At 61.1% G+C, this 23,655-nt stretch carries 21 protein-coding genes and 1 other RNA gene; 8 read left to right on the forward strand and 14 right to left on the reverse strand.

Going from position 1 to position 23,655, the window contains the following annotated elements; genetic code table 11:
• Positions 1 to 12: 12 nt before the first annotated feature.
• Positions 13 to 618: a TetR/AcrR family transcriptional regulator gene (locus AC3RCP_RS05130; RefSeq protein ID WP_007920808.1), complete on the reverse strand. Its 606-nt coding sequence runs from the start codon at positions 616 to 618 to the stop codon at positions 13 to 15.
• A gap of 130 nt (positions 619 to 748) precedes the next feature.
• On the opposite strand from AC3RCP_RS05130, the gene AC3RCP_RS05135 reads away from it, so the two are divergent.
• From AC3RCP_RS05135 to AC3RCP_RS05145, 3 genes are all read left to right on the forward strand, one after another.
• Entirely contained in the window at positions 749 to 1,825 is a 1,077-nt protein-coding gene (locus AC3RCP_RS05135; protein WP_492569169.1) for a sugar phosphate isomerase/epimerase family protein, read from the forward strand.
• A 2-nt stretch (positions 1,826 to 1,827) separates the two neighbouring features.
• The gene (locus AC3RCP_RS05140) at positions 1,828 to 2,709 is read left to right on the forward strand and encodes an alpha/beta fold hydrolase (protein ID WP_492569171.1); all 882 of its coding nucleotides are present in this window, start codon (positions 1,828 to 1,830) and stop codon (positions 2,707 to 2,709) included.
• 177 nt (positions 2,710 to 2,886) lie between these two features.
• Entirely contained in the window at positions 2,887 to 4,524 is a 1,638-nt protein-coding gene (locus tag AC3RCP_RS05145) for an ArnT family glycosyltransferase (RefSeq protein ID WP_492569173.1), read from the forward strand.
• 39 nt (positions 4,525 to 4,563) lie between these two features.
• Here the strand turns inward: AC3RCP_RS05145 and AC3RCP_RS05150 are convergent, their stop codons facing one another.
• Both AC3RCP_RS05150 and AC3RCP_RS05155 read right to left on the reverse strand, forming a co-directional pair.
• The gene (locus AC3RCP_RS05150) at positions 4,564 to 5,664 is read right to left on the reverse strand and encodes a polyamine ABC transporter substrate-binding protein (protein WP_150048907.1); all 1,101 of its coding nucleotides are present in this window, start codon (positions 5,662 to 5,664) and stop codon (positions 4,564 to 4,566) included.
• Between the two features lie 246 nt (positions 5,665 to 5,910).
• Positions 5,911 to 6,816, reverse strand: coding sequence for a LysR family transcriptional regulator (locus tag AC3RCP_RS05155; protein ID WP_492569175.1), 906 nt, complete (start codon positions 6,814 to 6,816; stop codon positions 5,911 to 5,913).
• A gap of 109 nt (positions 6,817 to 6,925) precedes the next feature.
• Between AC3RCP_RS05155 and AC3RCP_RS05160 the strand changes: the two genes are divergently transcribed.
• The gene (locus tag AC3RCP_RS05160) at positions 6,926 to 8,164 is read left to right on the forward strand and encodes an SGNH/GDSL hydrolase family protein (RefSeq protein WP_492569177.1); all 1,239 of its coding nucleotides are present in this window, start codon (positions 6,926 to 6,928) and stop codon (positions 8,162 to 8,164) included.
• 353 nt (positions 8,165 to 8,517) lie between these two features.
• Here AC3RCP_RS05160 and AC3RCP_RS05165 read toward each other — a convergent pair whose 3' ends face one another.
• From AC3RCP_RS05165 to AC3RCP_RS05205, 9 genes are all read right to left on the reverse strand, one after another.
• Positions 8,518 to 9,117: a DUF4276 family protein gene (locus tag AC3RCP_RS05165; RefSeq protein ID WP_492569178.1), complete on the reverse strand. Its 600-nt coding sequence runs from the start codon at positions 9,115 to 9,117 to the stop codon at positions 8,518 to 8,520.
• Positions 9,114 to 10,268 (reverse strand): AAA family ATPase, encoded by a 1,155-nt coding sequence (locus AC3RCP_RS05170; protein WP_492569180.1) that lies wholly within the window; start codon positions 10,266 to 10,268, stop codon positions 9,114 to 9,116. Before AC3RCP_RS05170 ends, AC3RCP_RS05165 begins: the two co-directional genes overlap by 4 nt.
• A gap of 314 nt (positions 10,269 to 10,582) precedes the next feature.
• Positions 10,583 to 10,974, reverse strand: a transfer-messenger RNA (tmRNA) gene (gene ssrA, locus AC3RCP_RS05175).
• Positions 10,975 to 11,053: 79 nt separating this feature from the next.
• Complete coding sequence (locus tag AC3RCP_RS05180; RefSeq protein WP_492569182.1) at positions 11,054 to 11,341, reverse strand: PA2433 domain-containing protein; 288 nt, start codon at positions 11,339 to 11,341, stop codon at positions 11,054 to 11,056.
• A gap of 201 nt (positions 11,342 to 11,542) precedes the next feature.
• Entirely contained in the window at positions 11,543 to 14,353 is a 2,811-nt protein-coding gene (locus AC3RCP_RS05185) for an FAD-binding and (Fe-S)-binding domain-containing protein (RefSeq protein WP_492569184.1), read from the reverse strand.
• On the reverse strand, positions 14,350 to 15,021 hold the full coding sequence (locus AC3RCP_RS05190) for a LutC/YkgG family protein (protein WP_492569186.1): 672 nt from the start codon (positions 15,019 to 15,021) through the stop codon (positions 14,350 to 14,352). The genes AC3RCP_RS05185 and AC3RCP_RS05190 overlap by 4 nt, the downstream gene beginning before the upstream one ends.
• Entirely contained in the window at positions 15,018 to 16,475 is a 1,458-nt protein-coding gene (locus AC3RCP_RS05195; RefSeq protein ID WP_101336804.1) for a LutB/LldF family L-lactate oxidation iron-sulfur protein, read from the reverse strand. The genes AC3RCP_RS05190 and AC3RCP_RS05195 overlap by 4 nt, the downstream gene beginning before the upstream one ends.
• On the reverse strand, positions 16,472 to 17,296 hold the full coding sequence (locus AC3RCP_RS05200) for a (Fe-S)-binding protein (protein WP_492569188.1): 825 nt from the start codon (positions 17,294 to 17,296) through the stop codon (positions 16,472 to 16,474). Before AC3RCP_RS05200 ends, AC3RCP_RS05195 begins: the two co-directional genes overlap by 4 nt.
• 144 nt (positions 17,297 to 17,440) lie before the next feature.
• Positions 17,441 to 19,126: a lactate permease LctP family transporter gene (locus AC3RCP_RS05205; RefSeq protein ID WP_097138671.1), complete on the reverse strand. Its 1,686-nt coding sequence runs from the start codon at positions 19,124 to 19,126 to the stop codon at positions 17,441 to 17,443.
• Positions 19,127 to 19,387: 261 nt separating this feature from the next.
• Between AC3RCP_RS05205 and AC3RCP_RS05210 the strand changes: the two genes are divergently transcribed.
• A complete protein-coding gene (locus AC3RCP_RS05210) occupies positions 19,388 to 20,155 on the forward strand; it encodes an FCD domain-containing protein (protein WP_492569190.1) in 768 nt (255 codons plus the stop codon).
• 79 nt (positions 20,156 to 20,234) lie between these two features.
• Here AC3RCP_RS05210 and smpB read toward each other — a convergent pair whose 3' ends face one another.
• Complete coding sequence (gene smpB / locus AC3RCP_RS05215) at positions 20,235 to 20,717, reverse strand: SsrA-binding protein SmpB (RefSeq protein ID WP_009042112.1); 483 nt, start codon at positions 20,715 to 20,717, stop codon at positions 20,235 to 20,237.
• Between the two features lie 117 nt (positions 20,718 to 20,834).
• Between smpB and AC3RCP_RS05220 the strand changes: the two genes are divergently transcribed.
• From AC3RCP_RS05220 to AC3RCP_RS05230, 3 genes are read left to right on the forward strand one after another with little or no spacing between them, the layout of a single operon-like run.
• Entirely contained in the window at positions 20,835 to 22,238 is a 1,404-nt protein-coding gene (locus AC3RCP_RS05220; RefSeq protein ID WP_101336805.1) for a sodium-dependent transporter, read from the forward strand.
• A 7-nt stretch (positions 22,239 to 22,245) separates the two neighbouring features.
• Positions 22,246 to 22,680, forward strand: coding sequence for a type II toxin-antitoxin system RatA family toxin (locus AC3RCP_RS05225; protein WP_007920838.1), 435 nt, complete (start codon positions 22,246 to 22,248; stop codon positions 22,678 to 22,680).
• Entirely contained in the window at positions 22,673 to 22,993 is a 321-nt protein-coding gene (locus AC3RCP_RS05230) for an RnfH family protein (protein WP_492569192.1), read from the forward strand. Before AC3RCP_RS05225 ends, AC3RCP_RS05230 begins: the two co-directional genes overlap by 8 nt.
• 58 nt (positions 22,994 to 23,051) lie before the next feature.
• Here the strand turns inward: AC3RCP_RS05230 and AC3RCP_RS05235 are convergent, their stop codons facing one another.
• Positions 23,052 to 23,579 carry an outer membrane protein assembly factor BamE gene (locus AC3RCP_RS05235; RefSeq protein ID WP_007920839.1) on the reverse strand — a complete coding sequence of 176 codons (528 nt, stop codon included), beginning with the start codon at positions 23,577 to 23,579 and terminating at the stop codon, positions 23,052 to 23,054.
• Positions 23,580 to 23,655: the final 76 nt, after the last annotated feature.

The following is a 23,655-nucleotide window of genomic DNA, read 5'->3' on the forward strand; positions in this document are numbered from 1 at the left end:
TGCTCGCAAGTGTTAAGTGGCCGCTTCGGTTTGCGCATCGAAGGCCGCCATGGCCATGGGAATCATCGCCAATAGGCGCGACCTGCCGATGCCATCCCGGGCCTGCACCGACAGCCCATGCAGCACCGTGGCATAGCAGTCCCCGAGGGACATCACGTCGGTGCGCTTGGGCAGCTCGCCAGCGCGCACGGCCTGCTCCAGGCGCTCGATGATGGAGCGGGTCCTGTCGCGGCGGTGTTCGGCCAGCCATTCTCTGATGCCGTCGTTGTCCGCCGAGCAATTGGTGGCGGAGGACACCACCATGCAGCCCAGGGGCCGGTCGGGCTGGGTATAGAGTTCGACGGCTTCCCTGAGCATGCGCTCGATGGCATCGCGGGCACTGATGTCGTCGCCCAGGGCCGCGTCGGCAAAGGCGCCGTCGCCCGACTCGTAGACTTCGATGGCTTCGCGAAACAACGCTTCCTTGGAGCCAAAGGCCGCATAGATGCGCGCCGAGGCAATGCCCAGCGCGTCCACCAGATCGGACATGGAAGTGGCCTCGAAGCCGCGCTGCCAGAACACATCACGCGCCTTGTACAGGGCCTGCTTTCGGTCGAATTCGCGGGGTCTGCCAGCCATGTCCAGTTCTCGATGCAAAGGGAGTGCTGCCAATTATTGGTCGATCGACAAAAAAATCAAGCCATCGTATTGACGGGGTGTCGAGGGCAGCCCTATTGTTTGTCGAACGACAAACAATAGGGCGTTAACCATGAAAACCCTCAAGGGACCGAGCCTGCACCTGGCTCAATTCAGTGATGCGGCACCGCCATTCAACACCCTGCCCGCCATTGCCGCATGGGCGGCGGGGCTGGGGTTCAAGGCGCTTCAAGTACCAGCCTGGGATGAGCGCCTGTTCGATGTCCGCCTGGCGGCCAGCAGCCAGGATTATTGCGATGAGGTCAGCGGCACCCTGGCCGAACACGGGCTGGTGATCAGCGAACTGACCACCCACCTGTTCGGCCAGTTGGTGGCGGTGCATCCCGCCTACGACAGCCTGTGCGATGGCTTCGCCCCGGCGGCTCTGCGGGGCGACAGTGGCGCCAGGACCCAGTGGGCCCTCGAACAGCTGAAACTGTCGGCCAAGGCTTCGCGCCGCTTGGGGCTCAGCGATATGGGGAGCTTTTCCGGCTCGTTCGCCTGGCCCTATTTCTTTCCCTTTCCACAACGCCCGGAAGGCTTGGTCGACTCGGCGTTCAATGAGCTGGCCAAGCGCTGGCTGCCGATTCTCGACGCCTGTGACGAGCAGGGGGTGAACCTGTGCTACGAGATCCACCCGGGCGAGGACCTGCATGACGGCGTGAGCTTCGAGATGTTCCTGGAGCGGGTCGGCAACCACCCGCGCTGCAAGATGCTCTTCGACCCCAGCCATTTCGTCCTGCAGCAACTCAATTACCTGGACTACCTGGATATCTACCACGAGTTCATTCGCATGTTTCATGTGAAGGACGCCGAGTTCAATCCCACCGGCCGCCAGGGCATTTACGGCGGTTATCAGCCCTGGGCCGAGCGGGCCGGGCGGTTCCGGTCGCTGGGCGACGGGCAGGTGGATTTCAAGGGGATCTTTTCCAAGCTGGCGCTTTATGACTATGCCGGCTGGGCGACCCTGGAATGGGAGTGCTGCCTGAAAGACCAGGAGCAGGGCGCGCGCGAAGGCGTGGCCTTTATCAATGAGCACATCATCCAGGTGACGGACAAAGTCTTCGACGACTTCGCCGGCGCGCCGCTGCACCAGGCCCAGATCAACCGACTGCTGGGCATTGCCCAGCCCTCCCATCAAGGACGCTGAGCATGGATCTTTTCGAGCAGCAGGCTTTTGCCGGGCGTGACTACCGCCATGGCTACGTACAGGTGGACGGCGGGCGCATTCACTATGTCAGTGAGGGCCAGGGCAAACCCGTGCTGTTGATCCCCGGGTGGCCGCAGACCTGGTTCACCTGGCGCCATGTCATGCAGGCGCTGGCCGGGCAGGGTTACCGGGCGATCGCGGTCGACCTGCCCGGCATGGGCTTGTCCGATCGCCCCGAGCAGGGCTACGACACCGGCACCACGGCGTCTCGCCTGCAGGCCTTGATGCTGGCGCTCGGTTACAGCCAGTACTCGGTGGTGGGGCACGATGTCGGCATGTGGGTGGCCTACGCCCTGGCCTGCGACTATCCGCAGGCGGTGGAGAAACTGGCCCTGACGGAGGCGGTGATTCCCGGCCTGGCCGAGGCGCCGTCGATCTTCGCGCCTGCGGGGCAGAACATCTTTCTCTGGCACTTCATGTTCAACCAGTTGCAGGACCTGCCGGAGGTGCTGATCGCCGGGCGGGAGGCGCAGTACCTGGCTTACATGTTCGAAAAGTGGTCGGTGCATCAGGAGCGGGTCGCGGTCCAGACCTATGTCAGAGCCTACTCGGTGCCCGGTGGGCTGCGGGGCGGGTTCGCCTATTACCGGGCCATCCCCGAGAGCATCCGGCAGAACCGCGAGCGTGCCAGCCGCCCACTGGCAATGCCGGTCCTGGCGATTGGCGCCGAACACGCCACTAACGATGCGCCGTTGCTGACGATGAAGGGCAATGCCCTGAGACTTCAGGGGGCGATAGTGCCGGGGTGTGGCCACTTCATTACCGAGGAGGCGCCCGAAGCCTTTATTACTCATCTGCTGCCATTTCTGCGGCAGGAGAACTGAGTACGCCAGGCTGAGCGATCAGGAGGGAGTGGGACGCCAGCCTGTCTTTGCGAGTAGGGCTGATGGAAGGGCCGGGATTTTTTGCGGCCTGTTCAGGGATGGTTCAGGGCCTGCGGCTGCAACATGGCAGCCGGCATGCCCAAGCCTTCGGGCAACGCACCCTCTGACGGATCATCCATGGACCACCACCGCATTCGCATCGAGATGTTGGGCGTCTTTCTGCTCGCTTTGTTCCTGTTCACTTTCGGCATCTGGGACCAGCCAGCGCAAGGCTTCGACGGGCGCTGGTGGTTGTTCCTGCAGGAGATGTTCCGCCACGGCGCGAGCCTGTTCCCCACCACCTACGGCGAGCCTTACCCGGACTATCCGGGCACCGCCACCTTGTTCAGCTATGGCTTTGCCCAGCTGTTCGGCGCCCCTAACGAATTGGCCAATATCCTGCCCACGGCGCTGGCCTCGGCCGGGGTGCTGGCGCTGCTGTACCGCCTGCTGGCGCCGCTCGATCGCACCTGGGCATTGCTGGCGGTGCTGCTCACGGCGCTGACCACCCAGTGGCTGGAGAAGTCGCGCTCGGTATGCCTGGACCAGATGGTCTCGCTGCTGTGCCTGGGCTGTTTTTACCTGCTGCACAGCGGCGAGCAGCTGGGTTCCAAATGGCGCCAGTACGCGATTTTTCCGCTGTTCGTCATCGCCTTCGCCATCCGCGGCCCCCTGGGGCTGATCGAGGTCTGCGGCATGGCCTGTACCTACTGGGCATTGAGTATTTGCCGGGCACCGGGCGACGGCTGGCGACTGTTGAGCAAGGTACTCGCCCATGGGCTGATCGGCCTGATCCTGCTGGCTGCCTGCTGGTGGGCGTTGGTGCAACTGGCGCAGTTCAGTGGCGGCGAAGCCTTCGCCCGACAGGTCTACCAGATGCAGGTCGGCGGGCGCCTCGATGAAAGCGGCGAGCCGCTGTATTTCTACTTTCAGCTCAGCCTCTACCGGTACTTCCCGGTGGTGCCGCTGGCGCTGGCGACGCTGTTCGTCCTGCGTCGGCAATGGTCCATGCGGCACACGGACGACAAGCTGCAACTGCTGGCACGCCTGGGCGCCTGTGGATTGATGATCCTGCTCGGCTTGTCGGTGCCGCACTTCAAGCGTGCCTATTACATCCTGCCCATGGTGCCGATGTTCGCGGCGGTCGCGGCTTACGGCCTGCTCCATCCGCAGCGCTGGCTGCTCAGGGTGCGCTGGTTTTATCTCGGCCTGGTCGGGTTACTGCCGGGCTTGTGCGCGGTGGTGTTGCTGGTCTGTCGGCACAGCTGGCAGAAGCACGGTTATTGGCCGGCGCTGTCATTGCCGCTGATGATGGCGGTGTTTTTCGGCCTGCAGGTGCTGGCGCTGCATGGCTGGCAAACCACTCGCAATGCGCCCGGGCGGCGCTTGGTGCTGCTCAGCCTGTTGGCCCTGGCGGCGCAGTGGTGGCTGCTGGTGAAGGTGATCGAGCCGGCCAAGGACCTGCAATTCGCCACCCGGGGTTTTGTCGCCCAGGTCGAGCAACTGCGTGGGGAGGACCGCGGCACCCTGGTGTTTCTCAACCTGGGCAAAGACACCTGGGCGGTGCGCTACATGATGAACCTGGACCACGATGAGCAGCCGCGGTTTATCGGCAAGGACGATCTGTCGCCGCTGGCGTCGTTGCCGCGTCCGGCCTGGGTGATCCTGGCGCGCAAGGATCGGGCATTGCTGGCGGGAACTGCGTTGGAACAGGCGACCCCGGTGTTCGAGGGGCGCTTGAATGACAATCCCTGCCTAGTGTTCGAGCTGAAGTGAAAGCCTGGCAGCCCCAGGGCGGGGCTGCCTGAGGGCGGATTATTTATCCGACTTGATGCTGGTCCAGACCCGGGTGCGCACACGTTCCAGCTTTTGCGGCAGCGGCTGCACCACATAGAGTTTTTTCAGGGCTTCGGGGGTTGGCGTCAGGTCGGTATTGCCGGTGATCTCCTTGTTGATCAACGCAATCGAATCCTTGTTGGCGTTGGGGTAACCGAGGAAATCACTGATGGGCGCGATGACTTTCGGGTCCAGCAGGGTATTGAGGAACTCATGGGCCTCGGCGACATTCTTCGCGCTCTTGGGAATGGCGAAGGTGTCGAACCAGATCGGCGCGCCTTCCTTGGGCAGGCGCCAGTCCACCACCACGCCGTTGCCGGCCTCTTTGGCGCGATTGCCGAACTGGTAGAAGCTGCCGGAGTAACCGATGGCCACGCAGATGTCGCCATTGGCGATATCGGTCATGTATTTGGCCGAGTTGAAGTAGGTGACGTAGGGGCGGATCTTCAGCATCAGATCCTTGGCTTTTTCATAGTCCTGCGGGTTCTGGCTGTTGGGGTCCAGCCCCAGGTAATGCAGGGCCAGTGGCAGGATTTCCGACGGCGAGTCGAGCATGGCCACGCCGCAGGACTTGAGCTTCTCCATGTACTCTGGCTTGAACACCAGGTCCCAGCTGTCCACCGGCGCGTTGTCGCCCAGCGCGGCCTTGACCTTGGCCGGGTTGAAGCCGATCAGCACCGTGCCGTACATGTAGGGCACGCCGTACTGGTTGCCCGGGTCGTTGCTGTCCAGCAGCTTGAGCAGCTCGGGGTCCTGATGCTTCCAGTTGGGCAGCTTGGACTTGTCGAGCTTCTGGAACACCCCGGCCTTGATCTGGGTGTCGAGAAACTGGTTCGACGGCACCACCAGGTCGTAGCCCGAGTTGCCGGTCAGCAGCTTGGCTTCGAGGGATTCGTTGGTGTCGAAGGTGTCCCAGGTGACCTTGATGCCGCTGTTCTTGGCGAAGTCCTTGGGCACCGACGGCAGGATGTAGTCGGCCCAGTTGTACACCCGCAGCTCGCGCTGCTCGGCCTGTGCCGCGCCGGCCAGCAGCGACAGCCCACAAACGGTGGCACTCAGTATGCGTTTCATAGTGGCCATGAATGGTTTCCCCAGCGTGGCGATGGTTTTTATGTTCTGTACGCGGCAGGCGGTCCTTGAAAGGCAAAGGACAAAGAGGGTCAAGGTTCACAAGGGCGGTTGTGGTGACAGCGTAGGTCACTCGAGTCGGTGGTCCGGGTTCGATTCTTGCTGAGGGTGCTTGTGATTCACAGCACGGGGTTGGCCAAAAGGGGATCGTAATGGCCATTGATCGTGTCCATGGCAGGCAACGCGCTTGCCCTGGGTTCAGGGAATGAAGCCCGGCAAGCGCGCCACCCGCTCGGCCAGGTACTCCATGAGCAAACGCACGCGCAGGGGCCGGTAGCGGCGCTCGGGGTAGATCAGGAATGCCTCGTTGGCTGGCCCGCTCCAGTCGGGCAGGACCCGCACCAACTGCCCGCTGTCCAGCAGGTCGCTGACCAGCCAGGCCGGGGTGATGCACAGCCCGGCGCCCTGCAGCACGCCGTCGCGGATGGCCAACGAGCTGTTGCTCCGATAGCGCCCTTGGGGGGTGATGCTGACCTTCTCACCGTGTGGACCGCTCAGTTCCAGACGGTCGCCCGCCGCCAGCCAGGCGAAGCGCAGGAAGTTGTGTTCGCCCAGGTCGGCTGGGCTGTTCAAGGGCGCATGCTGGCGCAGGTACTCCGGGGCCGCCACCAGGTAGCGCGGCGACGTCGCGATGCGCCGGGCGATGGCGTTGGGCGGCAGGTCACCGCCCAGGCGCAGGGCCAGATCGACGTTTTCCTCGGTGAGGTCGACGAAGCGATCGTTGAAGATCAGCTCCACCTCGATGTCCGGGTATTGCGCCATGAACGCCAGCAGCAAGGCATTGAGGTGCAGCACGCCCAGGCTCACCGGCACATTGACCCGCAGCACGCCTTCGGGGCGCTCGGTCAGGCCGCGCACCTCGGCCACCGCTTCGCTGTATTCCTCCAGCACGGCTTTCGCCCGCTCGTAGAAACGCTTGCCCTGTTCGGTGGGCGTCAGCCCGCTGGTGCCGCGGGTGAGCAGGCGGGTGCCCAACTGCTGTTCCAGGGCCGCTACCAGCTTGCTGACGGTGGGCTGGGTGCTGCCCAGCTCGCGGGCGGCCGATGACAGGCTGCCCAGCTCGACGGCGCGGACGAAACAGTGCATCGCTTTGAGGCTGTCCATGGGTATTCGATATCGGAATGGGCTGTATGAAGTTATGCCTTCTATCACGGTTATTTCGAATGGAGCAATCTGGCTCGCCTCAGCCTTACGGCCTCAAGGAGCTACCCGGATGAAAGCCCTGTACTCAAAATTTTCCCTGCCGCTGATGGTGACGGCCCTGCTCGCCGCGGGCCCGGTCCTGGCCCAGGACAACTGGCTCACCACCTGGATGGCCAGCCCGCAACCGACCTGGGGCAACGAGCTGCCGCTGCCCACGCGGATTCCCGCAACCCTGGCCGACAGCACCGTCCAGCAGAAGCTGCGCGTCAGTGTCGGTGGCAGCCGGGTGCGGGTGGTGCTTTCCAACGAATACGGCCAGCAGCCGCTGCTGATTGGCGCGGCGCGGGTCGCGGCCGTGGAGGAGGGGGAGTCTGGTCGTGCAGGTTCCGGGCACATCCTGACGTTTGGCGGCAAGGAACAGGTCAGCATCGCACCAGGCGAAACCCGCACCAGCGACCCGGTGGCGTTGGCGGTGCCGGCCCTTGGTGAGCTGGTTGTCTCGCTGTACCTGCCGCAGCCCACGCCGCTGACCACCTTCCACTGGGACGGCAAGCAAACCGCGTTTATCGCCCCGGGCAACCACGTCGATACTCAGCAGTTAGCGGGTGAGCGGCAAGCGGAAGCGAGGCTGTTCCTCAGCGACATCCTGGTGGACGCCGCGCCCGACAGCCGCGCCCTGGTGGTGCTCGGCGACTCCATTACCGACGGCAACGGCTCGACCCTGGACAGCAACCGCCGCTGGCCCGACTTCCTCGCCCAGCGCCTGGCCGCCAAAAACATCGCCGTGCTCAACGGCGGCATATCCGGTGCGCGCCTGCTCGAAGACGGCATGGGCGCCAGTGCACGGGCACGTTTCGAGCGCGACGTGCTGAGCAAACCCGGGGTGAAAAGCGTGGTGCTGATGCTGGGAATCAACGACATCAGCTGGCCCGGCACCGCCTTCGCGCTCAACGCACCCTTGCCTGCACTGGACAAGCTAATCGCCGGTTATCGACAACTGATCGACCAGGCGCATCGCCACAACCTGCGCATCATCGGCACCACACTGCTGCCCTTCGAAGGCGCCCTGGAAGGCAGCATCATCGAGCGCTACCACAGCCCGCAAAAGGAACAACTGCGCCAGGCGCTCAACCAATGGATACGCAGCAGCCGGGCATTTGATGCGGTGATCGACTTTGACCAACTGACCCGCGATCCGCGGCATCCGACCCGGTTGTTGCCGTTGATCGACTCGGGCGATCACCTGCATCCGGGGGATGCGGGGAATAGGGCGATGGCGGAGGGGGTGGAGTTGGAGGTGCTGTTTTGAGTGTTTGGCAGGTGCGCAGAACTGCTGAAAGGAACCTTATCCTATAAATGTCTTGTGATTCACAAATCACAATCGTCGTACACGAGAAACACCAGTAGCAGTTCCCTCTAGAATTAAGAATGCTACCTGTACACAGTTGCCCCAACAATTTGGTGGGTACGATAGACTGAGCTGCACTGTCGTCATATAGAGCTTTGCGTGTGAAGGCAGCTGTCTTTGGAGAGAGGTGAAAAGGGGAGGCGGGCTCAATAATCTAAAACATAGCCTATTGTTGTAGGAGTTTTCTTTATGCCTTTTTTGTGTAGAAGGGAGCGGTATTTCTCACTGTGTATAAAAGAGAGGGCTTAGTGTTCTTATGGTTTTTTAAGCCTTTCGGAAAGCTCTAGTAGACGCTGTCGAGTGCGTTGTAGGCTGGGCGAGCGCTCTGCTGCCCGAGTAGGACTCCAACTCTCACTAACCCATTGTCCTAGAACTGCATTATATCCAACTCCTTGACTTGATACCGAACCTCTTTGAATAACAAGCTCTTCTTTTATATTTTTGGGAGCGTTTTGTGCTAATGATAAAAAGGTACTTTTAGGGTCTGCAAGCTCATCTGGACGATGAGGGAACTGTCCTTTCTTTCCTAGAAGCTTTCGTAAGGCCTCTTGATCAGCGAGGATCCAGGACTCTACTTCCCGGATTGCAACTCTAAATAGAAAGTTTTCTGGTTTTTCATGATTGCCTAGCCACTCATCAATTAGGGTGTTGGCGCATTGTTTTCTATCTAGGTCTGTAATTAAAAGTACAGGTGCTTGTCTCGCCATTTGGCAGAAATTCGCTACTCTACTTTTAAGGTATCCAAAGCCATTCCGCCTCAAGCACTGGCCAATTTCGAGTCCAGCTTCGGCCGCTAGGCGAATGCCAACTTTTTCACTAAGTTCATCTTCTGTAGCAAGGAATATCCATTTCATTGCCATAAGCTCATCTGCTCTGCTAGCTCGGGGCGCGTTTTTGGTAAAATGACTTCAGCCACTGATAGACCATTTTCTAAAGCGAAGGCTTCTTTTTCATCAATTCCACGCACTCTTGTCCCTTCAAGCTCAGGCTTTAAGAGCAAGACTCCTCTTCCATCAATACCTGGATTGCTTAAAAGTGCTTCACTATGAGTGCTTATAAGAACTTGACGTTGTTTTTTTCCTCGAAGTGCGCGCTGAAGTAGACGAGGAATCTCTCTAACAATTGAGTCGTTTAAAGAGAGCTCAGGCTCTTCGAGTAATAGTAAGGAGTCTCCTTCAAGTAATACCCATAAAAGTCCTAAAAGACGCAGGGTCCCATCCGAGAATTGTTCTTCACGCTGCCAGCCGGCATTTGGCCTGTAGTGGCTGTAGCGAGCTTCGAGATGAGGATGGCCCTTGATCTTGTCTGGAGCAAAGCGTAATTCTTTAAATTGCGGTACAGCCAAAGTTAAAGCCGCTTCAATTTTCTTAAGGCGAGAGTCACGAGTCTTAGGTGGTGTTAAAGCAATGCGCTCAAGGAAACCCTGACCAAAAGGGTCATCCTCTAAACGCTGGCCACCAATTTGTTCCGCGTATTTCAATAATTGTGGTACCAGATGAAGATAAGTTGTGTCCCCAAAAAAGTTCGCTAGTTCACGAAAGCTAGCGTTGGCTTGTATTTGCTCCAGCGCAGTTTGAGTGAGACGCACCGGGTCACCACGATCTAATTTGTCTGGACGGTCTAGTAGTAGTTTATGTTTTTGCCAAACTTGTTCTACCGAAATCAGGGTTCGTTGCGCACCTTTTCCTTCTGGTTTAAAACCTAAGATATAACGCCAAAGAGGTTCATTATCATCCGCGCTGTCAGAAAGATGAATTTCAATTCTGACCTCTGGGTCACGTCGAGCATGTAAGCAGCGAAGTTTCTGTACTCCACCTCTATCGTAAATTGCCTTCTGTAGTCCCCCTCCTTGAGGTTTGCTTATGTCTCGAAGAAAGCGGAATACGTCAAGAAGATTGGATTTGCCAGCGGCGTTTGCACCTAGTAGGTAGGTGCGCTCTCGTAGCGGAATGTCCACGCTACGAAAATTACGCCAATTTTTCAGAGTTAGATGAGTAACGATCATTGAGTCGATCTCACGGATTGAGCATCTGCGGTAGCAGAGCCAGAATTTATAAAGATTTTAAAGTCATGACTTCAGTGAAAAGTTTCAGAGTATAAGGCAGAGAGATTGCTAGCAACAGGCTAGAATGATTCCCTATTATTTTTTGGGAAGTCAACACATCTAAGGGATAGATCTGTGGCTTCTGGGGGGAGAGGGTGAGGGCGTAGAAAATAGGTTTGTTGAATGGATGGGTATTATCTGAAGCCTCTCTTCGGGGAGGGTGGCCGCCAGAAACGACAAAGCCCGCACAAGGCGGGCTTTGTTTTTGCTTCGTTTGGTGGAGCCGGGGGGATTTGAACCCCCGTCCGCCAGTACTCCGCTGTCGGTACTACATGCGTAGCCGTGTCTATTGAGTTAACCCTCAGCGACCCGACGGGCAGGGTGCTTTGGGCGAGTTGTGTAAGTTTTAGCCGCTTCGTCCACAACGTACTGCACGGCGATTCTGTTCTGTATGACAATCATTTCGGGTTTACAGACATCCCCTGATGATTGCTGGACCCGAAGGTACCAGAAGGAAGGCTAGCGCCGCTTACGCAGCGAGAGCGTATTCCCCGTAGGTTTCGTCATTGGCAACTATAGGAAGTTGCAACAGTGGATTTACGAGTTCTGTTACCAACTCGGCATGCACCTAAAGTTTCGCAACCGGCGTCGAATCCTAAACGGCCCCGAACCTGCTGTGCATTACCAGCAGGTTTGTACAGTCTACGCCAAAATGGCCCGCAAGGCCATCCCGAAGGCGGGGCCTGTTAGCCGCCGCCTTCACCCTTGGCGCTGTTCTGGATGCTCTGGATCGCGCGGGTGGTCAGGGCGATGCATTCCTTGGTGCCTTCCTCGGTGTTTTTCGCCTGGGCCGCCTGGGCTTGTTGCACGGTGGCGTCGATGTTGGCCTGCAGGTCCGCGGCCTGGATGGTGGTCCGTGCATCACGGATGGTTTGCAGGTTCACCTGGCACAGGTCTTCCTGGTTCCCGGCGAAGCCGGGGGAAGCCAGGATCGAAGCGGTGACGAACAGGCCTAACAGTACAGAGCGTTTCATGGGCGTCTCCTTGAACTGAAGGGCCAGGCGCTGCTGGCCATCAGTACGAACTGCCGAGATTTCAGGAAGCTCCCGTTTTCGGGAGCTTGATCGGTGGACTGCGGTGGTTCGCCAGGGTTCTACTTTTCTGCCCAGGGTCGCGACCACTGAACCTGCGGACGTAAAAAAAGGGGCGAAACGCCCCTTTTTATCTGGTGCCGATCAGGCTTGCCTGGGCTGGGTCACCCGGTCCACCAGGTACACCAGCCCGTGATAATCGATCCCGCCATGCTGGCTCAGGCCGATTTCACAGGTGCGGCTGGTGGAGATGCCCTCGCTGCAATATTGCACCGCGTCCTTGAGGCTGCGCAGGGAGTGGGCATTGAGCTCCGGTGTGGTGAACCCTTTATCGCCCGCGAAGCCGCAGCAATGGATGCCTTCCGGGATCACCACGTTGTTGCTGCAACGCCGCGCCAGGTCGATCAGCGCCTGGCTTTCGCCCAGGTGTTGGGTGCTGCAGGTGACGTGCACGGCGACCGGCGCTTCCTGAGGGGTGAACTCGAGCTTGTCCATCAGGTGGGTGCGGATGAAGCGCACCGGGTCGTACAGGTCCAGGCGCACGTCGCCCAGGTCCTGCACCAGACGCAGGGTGCAGGGGCTGGTGTCGCAGTAGATCGGGTCGAGGCCGCCGCGGCTGGCGTGAAGCAGGGCGCCGATCAGTTCCTGGCGCTTGTGCTCGGCCTGTTCCGCGTAGCCCTTGGAGGCGAACGGCTGGCCGCAGCACAGGCTTTCGACGTTGTCCGGGATCACCACCTGATAACCGGCTTTTTCCAGCAGGCCGCGGGTCTTGTCGTAGAGCGAGCTTTGCTCCTTGTCCCCGGCCGCCGGGCCCATGACCCGCGATACACAGGCCGCCAGGTAGACCACCCGTGGCCGCTGGTCGCTGACGGCCGGGCTGAAGCGAATGGCCCGTTCCGGCTGCGGCATGGCGCTGGTCCATTGCGGCACCTGGCCCTTGGACAGTCTGGTCAGCGCCGCCGAAACCCTGGCCAGGCGTGGCGCCCCCAGCAGCATCCGCGCGCCGTTGGCCACATGCAGGCTGAACCGCGCTCCCTGCAGGGTGGTGGCGAAGTGCGAGCCCAGCCAATCGGCCGCCTTGGTGTGCGTGGCGTGCTGGCTGCGCAGCTTCTTCACCAGCTCGCCGGTGTTGATGCCCACCGGGCAGCGCTGGGCGCACAGGCCGGTGGCGGCGCAGGTGTCGATGCCCTGGTACTGATAGGCCGCTTCCAGTTCCGTGGTGTCGACGCCGGCGCGCTTGCGGGCCTGAATATCGCGCCAGATCACAATGCGCTGGCGCGGGCTCAGGGTCAGCCCCTTGGACGGGCACACCGGTTCGCAGAAACCACACTCGATGCACTTATCCACAATCTCGTCGGCCGCCGGCAGCGGCTTGAGGTGCTTGAGGTGGATCTGCGGGTCTTCGCTGAGCACCACGTCCGGGTTGAGGATGCCGTTGGGGTCGAGCAGGCGCTTGAGTTGCCACATCAACTGGTAGGCATCGCTGCCCCATTCCAGCTCGACGAAGGGCGCCATATTGCGCCCGGTGCCGTGTTCGGCCTTGAGCGAGCCGCCGAACTCCACCGCCACCAGCTGCGCCACGTCCTCCATGAAGGCCTGGTAGCGCGCGACTTCCTCGGCGCTGTTGAAGCCCTGGGTGAAGACGAAATGCAGGTTGCCCTCCAGCGCATGGCCGAACAGGATCGCTTCGTCGTAGCGGTGTTTGTCGAACAGCGCGATCAGGCGATTGACGCCGATGGCCAGCTGTTCCACCGGGAAGGTCACGTCTTCGATGATCACCGTGGTGCCGGTCTTGCGCACCGCGCCGACGGCGGGAAAGGTGTCCTTGCGGATCGCCCAGAGCTTGGCGTTTTCCTTCGGGTCTTCGGTGAAGTCGACCTGCTTCTCCACCGGGAAAGAGGCGAGGGACGCCATGATCTGCGCCAGTTGTTCCTGCAGCAGCGCGGAAGATGCCGCGCGGGACTCGATCAGCAGCGCACAGGCATTGGCGGACAGTTGCTGGACGAAGGCCGGCATCCCGGGTTTGTCCTGCACCGAACGCAGGCTGCGGCGGTCCAGCAGTTCCACGGCGGACACCGGCTGGTTTTTCAGCACGGTTACCGCGTTGCAGCAGGTTTCCACATCCGGGAAGACGATCAGCGCCGAGGCTTTGTGTGGGTGGTCGATCACCGTGTCGTAGGTCACCGCGCTGATAAAACCCAGGGTGCCTTCGGAGCCCACCAGCAGGTGGCTGAGGATGTCCAGCGGCTCATCGAAATCCACCAGGGCATTGAGCGACAGGCCGGTGGTGTTTTTCAGCCGGTACTTGTGGCGGATCTTCGCCGCCAGCTCACTGTTGGCGCGGGTCTCGCGGCCGAGGCTGGCCAGGCGTTCCAGCAGCTCGCCGTGGCTGCTGCGAAAGGCCGCGACGCTGGCGGCGTCTTCGGTGTCCAGGCGAGTGCCGTCGGCCAGTACCAGGCGCAGGCCGGCCAGGGTGTGGTAGGTGTTTTGCGCGGTGCCGCAGCACATGCCACTGGCATTGTTGGCGACGATGCCGCCGATCTTGCAGGCGTTGATCGAGGCCGGATCGGGGCCGATCTTGCGTCCGAACGGCGCCAGCCAGGCGTTGGCCTGGGCGCCGATCACCCCCGGTTGCAGGCGGATCTGCTGGCCCTGGTCGCGGATCTCGCGGCCATTCCAGTTATCGCCGAGCACCAGCAGCACCGAATCGCTGATGGCCTGCCCCGACAGGCTGGTACCGGCGGCGCGGAAGGTCACCGGTACGCGGTCGCGCTGGGCCAGCTTGAGCAGGGCCACCACTTCGTCTTCGGACTCGACGCGGATCACCAGTTGCGGAATCAGCCGATAAAAACTCGCATCGGTGCCGAAGGCCAGGGTGGAGAGCGGATCGTCGAAACGCCGCTCCTGGGGGATCAGTTGTTGGGTATCACACAGAAAAGCCGCCGGTAGACTCATTGGTCCTCCAGAATCAGCACCACCAGGTCTTTCGGGCCGTGGGCGCCGTAGGCCAGGACCTGCTCGATATCGGCGGTCTTCGACGGGCCGGACACCAGCAGCGCGTTGGTCGGCATGCCCTGGGCCCAGGCGTATTCCTGCTGGACCTGATAGAAGTTGTCGCGGATCTCGCTGGCCTTGAGCAGGGCGAAATGCACCGGTGGCACCAGGCTCATCAGCCGCGGTTCTTCGCGGGTCGGCCAGAGGATCAGGCTGCCGGTGGCGGCGATGGCGCCGAGGGTGGTGGTGAGGCTGGCCGGGGTGTCGTTGAACAGCTCGGCTTTCCATTCCTCGACGGGCCGATCGTAGGCCTTCAACTCCGGCAACCCGGGATGCTCGGCCCAGTATTGGCTGACGCGCCGGCCGTGGGGCGTGGTCGGGGCGATCAGCAGGCTCGGTAATTGGCGTTCGCCCAGCAGGCGGGCGAGCAGCGCCGGCCAGTCCTGGGCGGTGGTCTGATGAATCTCGGTGTGCACCGCTTCCATCTGCTTGCGCAGCTGCGGGATGCGTTGTTCCGGTGTGTAGGTGTAAGGCTCGGTGACCAGGGCCTCATCGAAGTTATCCACAATCGGCGTGGTGCCGCTCAGGCTGCTGCGCAGCTTGCCGAGGATGTTCTGTTTGGCGCTCATCGACGTTCTCCCTGTTTGGCCAGATGCTCGCGGGCCAGGTCGTGCAAGGACCGGGCGGCGGGTTTCGGTGCGCTGTGGTTTTGCGTCCAGGGGCCGACGTTGCTCGGGGTCAGCGCGCGCAGGCGGGTGGCCGCCAGGCTGAACAGGCGGTACAAGGTCGGCGAACTGTTGAGCCTGGCCCAGGCGTTCCAGATAAAACGTTCCTTGCGCGAGTACTTGCTGCCCTGGCCGCGCATCACCTGATGGGGGCTGTCCGGAGCCTTGACGTTCTCTTCGCGCAGGCGGCGCAGCAGGCTCGGGATCGGGATCTTCACCGGACACACTTCGCCGCAGGCGCCACACAGCGAAGACGCACTCGGATGGTCCGGCACCTTGGCCAGGCCGACCATGTGCGGGGTGATGATCTTGCCGATGGGGCCGGGGTAGACCTCGCCGTAGGCGTGGCCGCCGATGCGGGTGTAGACCGGGCAATGATTCATGCAGGCGCCGCAGCGGATGCAGTTCAGGGTCTGGCGCAATTCGCTGTCGGCGAAGGCCTGGCTGCGACCGTTGTCGAGCAGCACCAGGTGCACTTGCTGCGGGCCGTCCAACTCATACTCCTTGCGCGGGCCGGAGATCATGTTGACGTAGGTGGTGATCGGCTGGCCCAGCGCCGAGCGGGTCAGCAGCGACAGCAGCGGCACCACGTCACGCAGGTTCTCGACGACCTTCTCGATGCCGGTGACGGCGATGTGCACGGGTGGCACCGTGGTCGACATGCGGCCGTTGCCTTCGTTTTCCACCAGCAGCAGGGTGCCGGTCTCGGCCACGGCGAAGTTGACGCCGGAGACGCCGATGTCCGCTTCGAAGAATTTCTGCCGCAGGACCCTGCGACCGATCTGAATGAGTTGGTCAACGTCCTTGGTGTACTCCACGCCAAGTTTGTCGTGGAACAAGGACGCGACCTGACCGGCGTTCTTGTGGATCGCCGGCATGATTATGTGTGAAGGCTTCTCGTGGTCGAGCTGGACGATGAACTCGCCCATGTCCGACTCAAGGCATTCAATGCCTTGTTCAGCGAGGACATGGTTCATCTCCATCTCTTCGCTGACCATCGATTTGCCCTTGATCACTTGCCGCGCCTCGTGAGCTCGGATGATCGAGAGGACGATGCCATTGGCCTCGTCCACCGTTTCCGCCCAGTGCACTGTCACACCGTTGCGGGTCAGGTTCTGTTCAAGCTGCTCGAGCAGGTCGGGCAGCTTGGATAACGCACGGGCCTTGATCGCATTGCCCAGGGCCCGCAGGTGTTCGCGCTCGTGGGCATCGCTGAACGACGCCGCACGTTTAGCCATGAGGGAATCCATGGCGCTGCGAAAGTTGTTTCGCAGTTGTCGGTCACCCAGGGCCTGGTGGGCCCGGGTGCGAAAATCGTCCGACACGGTCAGGGTCGGAATAAGCTCCGGGGCGCTCATCGGGCACCTCCGGTACGCTGCCAGAGGAAGCTGGCCAGGTGTTGGCCGCGCAGCGCTTCCCGTTGTTTCTCCAGCGAGCCGTTGATGTTCATCAAGCAGCCGCAGTCGGCGCTCAGCACCTGGTGGGCGCCGGATTCCTTCAGTGCGCGGGTCTTGTCCGCGACCATCGCGCCGGAGATGTCCGGCATTCGGACGCTGAAAGTCCCGCCAAAGCCACAGCATTCGCTTTCGTGGTCGTGTTCTACCCGCTCCACGTTGCCCAGTTGTGCCAGCAGCTCACGACCGTGCAGGTGGGTGTTCATCTCGCGCCGTGCCGAGCAGGAGGTGTGCAGCGCCACCTTGATCGGCTCGCCACTGTCCTTGAGCTGCACCTTGCATACGTGCAACAGGAACTCCGCCAGCTCGTAGGTGCGTTCGGCCAGGGCCTGCACCTGCTTCAAGGTTTGCGGCTCGTCCTTGAACAAGTCCGCGTAGTGCTCGCGCAGCATGCCCGCGCAGGAACCCGATGGCACCACCACCGGATAGTCGCCGGCGAACAGCGCCAGTTGCGAGCGGGCCACGGTGCGCGCCTGCTCGGTGTAACCCGAGGTGTACGCCGGTTGTCCGCAGCAGCTTTGCCCTTGCGGGTACTCCACGCGAATGCCTTCGCGCTCGAGCAGGTGAATCGCATCCATCCCGGCTTCGGGATAGAACAGGTCGACCACACAGGTGCCGAACAGGTAGACCCGCGACGGTTTCTCGCTGGGGTACTGGCGTGGTTCGGCCAAGGGCGGTGCGACACGGGTCGCGTTAGGCAAGGCGTTGTAAAAAAGCTCGCTCATCAGGCGTGTCTCCGGGTGGTCCCGGTTATCCGTCTGCGGCGGCTGCTGAATATAGAGAGGCAAGCTTTCAGCAGCCTTGCAGACCGGGTTGTGAGTTGCAGGCGCCGCAAGGATGCTCCGGCGCCGGTTCTTTCGGTGTTGCGATCAGTGCACCAGCATGCCGGTGAACCAGTAGGCCTGGGCCAGGGTGATCAGGCCGACGATGGTGGCAAAGAATAGGCTGTGCTTGAGGGTGAAGCGGAACAGGTCCGATTCCTTGCCTACCAGGCCGGTGGCGGCGCAGGCCACGGCGATCGATTGTGGCGAGATCATCTTGCCGGTCACGCCGCCGCTGGTGTTGGCCGCTACCAGCAGGGTGTCGTTGACGCCGATCTGGTGCGCGGTGGTGGCTTGCAGCGAGCTGAACAGGGCATTGGACGAAGTGTCTGAACCGGTCAGGAACACCCCCAGCCAGCCGAGGAACGGCGAGAAGAACGGGAACGCCGCGCCGGTGCCGGCCAGCACCAGGGCCATGGTCGAGGACATGCCGGAGTAGTTGGTGACAAAGGCGAAGGCCAGCACCATGCCGATGGACAGGATCGGCCAGCGCAGTTCGTAGAAGGTCTCTTTCAAAGTGGTCAGACCAGTTTTGAAATTGATCTTCAGCACCAGCATCGAGATCAGCGCGGAGAAGAAAATCGCTGTGCCGGTGGCGGAAATCGGGTCGAGCTTGAACACCGCCGGAATCGCGGTCGGGGTGGCGACGATCGGCGCGCTCTTGATCACCAGTTGGTCCAGATGCGGAATCGCGAAGTTGAATACCCAGCTGTACATCGAGCCGCCGGCGGCGAACATCGCCTTGAACGGCTTGAGCGTCCAGATAGTGACCAGCACGGTGAGGATCAGGAATGGCGACCAGGCCTTGAAGATTTCACCGAAGCTGTAGGGCGAAGGCTGGGTGGTGCGCGGCTGGCCGAAACCACCGTTGCGCACGGCAGCGGCGCCGACGCTGGCAGTGGCCGCGGCGAACGAACGCTTGGGTTGCCAGACCTTGAGGAACAGCGTCAGGGAAACCAGGCTGGCCAGGGCCGAGGTGATGTCCGGCAGCTCCGGGCCGATGAAGTTAGAGGTGAAGTACTGGGTCACGGCAAAGCTCAGGCCGGCCACCAGCGCCGCGGGCCAGGTCTCCTTGACGCCACGCAGGCCGTCCATCATGAACACCAGCCAGAACGGCACGAACAGCGACAGCAGCGGCAGCTGGCGGCCGGTCATGGCGCCGATCTTGAACGCGTCGATGCCGGTTACCTGGCCAGCCACGATGATCGGGATGCCCAGGGCGCCAAAGGCCACCGGGGCGGTGTTGGCGATCAGGCACAGGCCGGCGGCGTACAGCGGATTGAATCCCAGGCCCACCAGCAGCGCGGCGGTAATGGCGACCGGCGCACCGAACCCGGCGGCACCTTCGAGAAAGGCCCCGAAGCAGAAACCGATCAGCAGCACCTGCAGGCGCTGGTCGTCGGTGATCGACAGCACGGAGCTGCGGATGACCTCGAACTGGCCGCTCTTGACCGTCAGTTTGTAGAGGAACACGGCGGCGACGATGATCCAGGCGATGGGCCACAGACCGTAGGCAAATCCATAGCCAGCGGCGGCAAGCGCCATGTCGGTGGGCATCTGGAAGGCGAAGATCGCCACCAGAATCGATAGCGCCAGGGTGATGCTGCCGGCAACGTGTCCTTTGAGGCGGAACACGGCCAGAGCCAGGAAGAAGAAGACGATCGGGATGACGGCGGCGAGGGCGGACAGGCCGAGGCTGCCGAGCGGGCTGTAAAGCTGTTGCCAGGTTTGCATATGGGGTGGCCCCTAATTGTTGTTGGTCAGGCACTGGTCAGCGTATTTGGTTAATTGGTAAGACCAATTTACAATCGCTGTTGGCTAGGGTAAAAGCCTTGTGAGCGGTGTGTCAATTTGCCGCCCTAAAACTTTTGTCGAAGGTGCGGTGCAGATGGCATCTGATCCGCTCGCCGACATGCGTTCTGATAGGTGCTGGCGGGGCCCCGATAGGCCAGAATAGAGAGCCCGGCGCGCGGTCGGGATCGTGGAGAGTGAGTTATGGGGTTTGATCAGATTCGTCAGCGCCGTTTGTCTGACGATATTGTCGAGCGGCTCGAGGGGATGATCCTCGAGGGCACGCTGAAGTCCGGTGAGCGCCTGCCGGCAGAGCGTGCGTTGGCGGAACAGTTCGGTGTCTCGCGACCGTCGTTGCGCGAGGCGATCCAGAAACTCACGGCCAAGGGCTTGCTGGTCAGTCGCCAGGGCGGCGGCAACTATGTGGTGGAGTCGCTGGGCTCGACCTTCAGCGATCCGCTGCTGCAGTTGTTGGAAAGCAACCCTGAAGCCCAGCGTGACTTGCTGGAGTTTCGTCACACCCTGGAAGCCTCATGCGCCTATTACGCAGCATTGCGTGCCACCGAGGTGGATCGTGAACGGCTCACCGCGGCCTTCGAGGAGCTGCAGGATTGCTATTCCCGGGCCGGCGATGTGAGCCGGACGGAAGAGGGTGCGGCAGACGCGCAATTTCACCTGGCGATTGCCGAGGCCAGTCACAACGCTGTGTTGCTGCACACCATTCGCGGGCTGTTCGATCTGCTCAAGCGCAACGTGGTGACCAACATTGGCGGCATGTACAAGCAGCGCACCGAAACCCGCGACATGCTGATCAGCCAGCACCGCGATCTGTACCAGGCGATTATCGAAGGACGTGCCGAGCAGGCGCGCGAAGTCTCCAGCCGGCACATTCTGTATGTGCAGGAAGTGCTGGAAGAGGTGCGTCAGGAAGTGCAGCGCGTGGCCCGGGCGGAGCGGCGCAAGGGGATTTAGTTGGGAGATTCATCGCTGGCCAGCTCGCTCCTGGTAGGAACGAGCTGGCTCGCGATCATGGCATCAAGGCAGAAGGGCGTTACTCTTCCTTGCCCTTGTTGCGCACCGCGCGATGCAGCTCACGATCGGAGTCGCGCTCGCGTTCGGTATGACGCTTGTCGTATTCCTTCTTGCCCTTGCCGAGTGCGATCTCGCACTTGACCATGTGCTTGCTCCAGTAGAGCGACAGGCACACGCAGGCATAACCCTTCTGCTGCACGGCAGCGAACAGCTTCTCCAGCTCGCGCTTGTTGAGCAGCAGTTTGCGCGAGCGCACGGGGTCGGCGATCACATGGGTGCTGGCGGTGGTCAGCGGCGTGAAGTGGCTGCCCAGCAGCCAGGCTTCGCCGTCCTTGAGCAGCACGTAACTGTCGACCAGTTGTGCCTTGCCCGCACGCAGACTCTTTACTTCCCAGCCGGCCAGGACCATGCCAGCCTCGAACCGATGTTCGATGAAGTAATCGTGACGCGCCTTTTTATTTTGCGCGATGGTCCCTGTTGGGTGTTTCTTCTGTTTAGCCATAGGGGCGGCATTATAGGCAGTTGCACGCGTGTCGGCTACGGTGAAGCTGCGTGCTTGAGCAGGTTGAGTGAATCCCGGACAATGCGCCCTCTTTTTTCTCGGTTGGGCGCGTTTTTGATGTCGACGGACAAGGTTTCTGTCCACGGCGGCTGGGCCAGTCGCTGGGTTTTCATACTCGCTGCGACTGGTTCTGCCGTGGGCCTGGGAAGTATCTGGAAATTCCCCTATATGGTCGGCGTCTACGGTGGCGGCGCCTTTGTCCTGGTATTTCTCGCCTGCATCGCGCTGATCGGTGTGCCGGTGATGCTGGCGGAAACCCTGATCGGCCGTCGCGCCCGGCAAAGCCCGGCCAATGCCTTGAAGGCGCTGGCCTTGGAGGCCGGGCATTCGGCCAAGTGGTCCTGGGGCGCGTTCGCCGGGATGATCACGGCCTTGTTGATTCTTTCCTTCTACAGCGTCGTTGGTGGTTGGTCGCTGGACTACATCATCGATATGGGCCGTGGTGATTTCCAGGGCGTGACGGCGGATCAGGTCGGAGCCTATTTCGGCACGGTGATTGCCGACCCCTGGCGGCTGACGCTGTGGCACACGCTGTTCATGCTGTTGTCGGCGGCGGTCATCGCCAAGGGCGTGGTGGCCGGGCTTGAGCGCAGCTTGCGGATCATGATGCCGCTGTTGTTCGTGATGCTGCTGATCCTGCTGGGTTACAGCCTGACCACCGGGCATTTCATGGAAGGCGTGCATTTCATGTTCGACTTCAGCACCGACAAACTGCTCGACGGCCTGTTGCCGGCCATGGGGCATGCGTTCTTTTCCCTGAGCGTCGGTGTCGGTTCCATCATGATCTACGGCGCTTACATGCCGAAGCATTCGTCCATTTCCGGCACTATTGTCGGCGTGGCGCTGCTGGACACCTTCGTTTCGCTGCTGGCGGGTCTGGCGCTGTTCCCGATCGTGTTTGCCGCGGGGTTGAACCCGAGTGAAGGTCCGGGGCTGATGTTTGTCAGTTTGCCTTTTGCCTTTGGTAATGTGGCGTTCGGCCAGCTGATGGGCGTGGTGTTTTTTGTCCTGGTGGCCATTGCCGCCTGGAGCTCGGCGATCTCGCTGCTGGAGCCGATGGTGGCTTACCTGGTGGAGCGGACTCGAATCCGTCGCGGCTGGGTGACATTCTGGCTGGCGTTTACCTGCTGGTTCGTCGGATTGGGAACGGTGTTCTCCTTCAATATCTGGCAGCAGGCCAAGTTTTTCGTGAACGAAGGCGGGGCTTTCCACCTCTACCAATGGGGGGCGGCGGGTGGTCTGGATTTCTTTGGGGTGATCGATTTCTTCACCTCGCGGATCATGTTGCCCTTGGGTGGCCTCTGCTTTGTGGTGTTCGCGGGTTGGGTAATGGGGCGCGAGGCGGTTCGTGATGAGCTGTCGATCCGCAGTCCGCTGCTTTTTGCCCTGACCCTGTTTTTGATGCGCTATGTGGCGCCCATCGGCATTCTTATAGTGTTTGCCGCCCAGTTGTGGAAATGACGCTGACATGACGACACATATTCAACGCTCGGCCCTGTTGCCTTATCCGGCACAGTTTTTGTACGACCTGGTCAACGACGTGGCGCGCTACCCGGAGTTTTTACCCTGGTGCTCGTCGGCCGAGGTGCTGGAGAGCAGTGAGGTGCAGATGCGCGCCAGCCTGGCCGTTGCCAAGGGCGGGCTCAGCCAGCATTTCGTGACGCGCAATACCCTGGTGCCGGGCCAGTCGATCGAGATGAACCTGGAGGAAGGGCCGTTCAACCAGTTGCACGGCGTGTGGATTTTCAAACCGCTGGGCGAGAAGGCCTGCAAGATCAGCCTGGATTTGTCGTTCGACTACGCCGGTCCACTGGTTCGCGCGACCTTGGGGCCTTTGTTCAATCAGGCGGCCAACACCCTGGTCGATGCGTTTTGTCAGCGGGCCAAGCAGTTGCATGCCTGAGCCAATGATCGAAGTCGAGGTGGTGTATGCCGCGGTCGACCGGCAGGTATTGCTCAGTGTTGCGGTGCCAACGGGGACTACTGTTCGTGCGGCAGTGAAAGGCTGTGGGATAGGCATGCAATTTCCAGAATTGGATCTGGACAATTGTCCGCTGGGGATCTTTGGCAAAGCGGTTGCGGACCCGGGGAAGCAGCCGGTTCGGGCGGACGACCGCATTGAAATCTACCGCCCGCTGCTGGCTGACCCTAAAGAGGTCCGACGTCTGCGCGCGGCAAAGGCGGCGCAGGCCCGGGCTCGTACTTCAGAGTCCTGAACAAATCGACAGGCAACAAAAAGCCCGGACTCGCCGGGCTTTTTTATTCCACCACAAATTATTGCGGCGAGGTGTCCAGAGGTTCTGGTGTTGGCACCGGAACGGTCTCGACGTTGTCGACGTCCTTCTGGATCTGATCGAGCAGAGAGCCAGGCTTGGCCGGTTTTTCCGGTTTTGGCTGCTCGGCGTTTTCAGTAGGGGCGGTCACGGTAGTGCCACTGTCCTTGCCCAGGATGGCTTCGTCACGGCTTACGCCAGGCATGAAGTCACCGGAAAGGCTGACCAGTTGGTCGTTACCGTTGAAGATAACGCTGACGCGTTCCTGCTGGCGTTCACCGCCACCTGGTTGCAGGCTGTACAGATAATCCCAGCGATCGGCGTGGAACGTGTCGGTCAACAGAGGGTTGCCCATGATAAACCGTACTTGCCGGCGGGTCATTCCCGGGCGTAACTGGTCTATCATGTCCTGCGTGACGACATTGCCCTGCTGGATGTCGATTTTGTAAACCCCGGGGAATGAACAACCGGCGAGTGCGAGCAGTCCCACGAAGGTGAAACTGGTTAGCAAGAGCTTGGTGTTTTGCATCGGTGGGCGACTTCCACTATCTTGGCTGGGACAACGTAAACCCCGATCATACCCGCATTAAGAGAAGCTGCGAAGC

The sequence above is a fragment of the Pseudomonas sp. GW822-FHT05A08 genome (genome assembly GCF_058800485.1).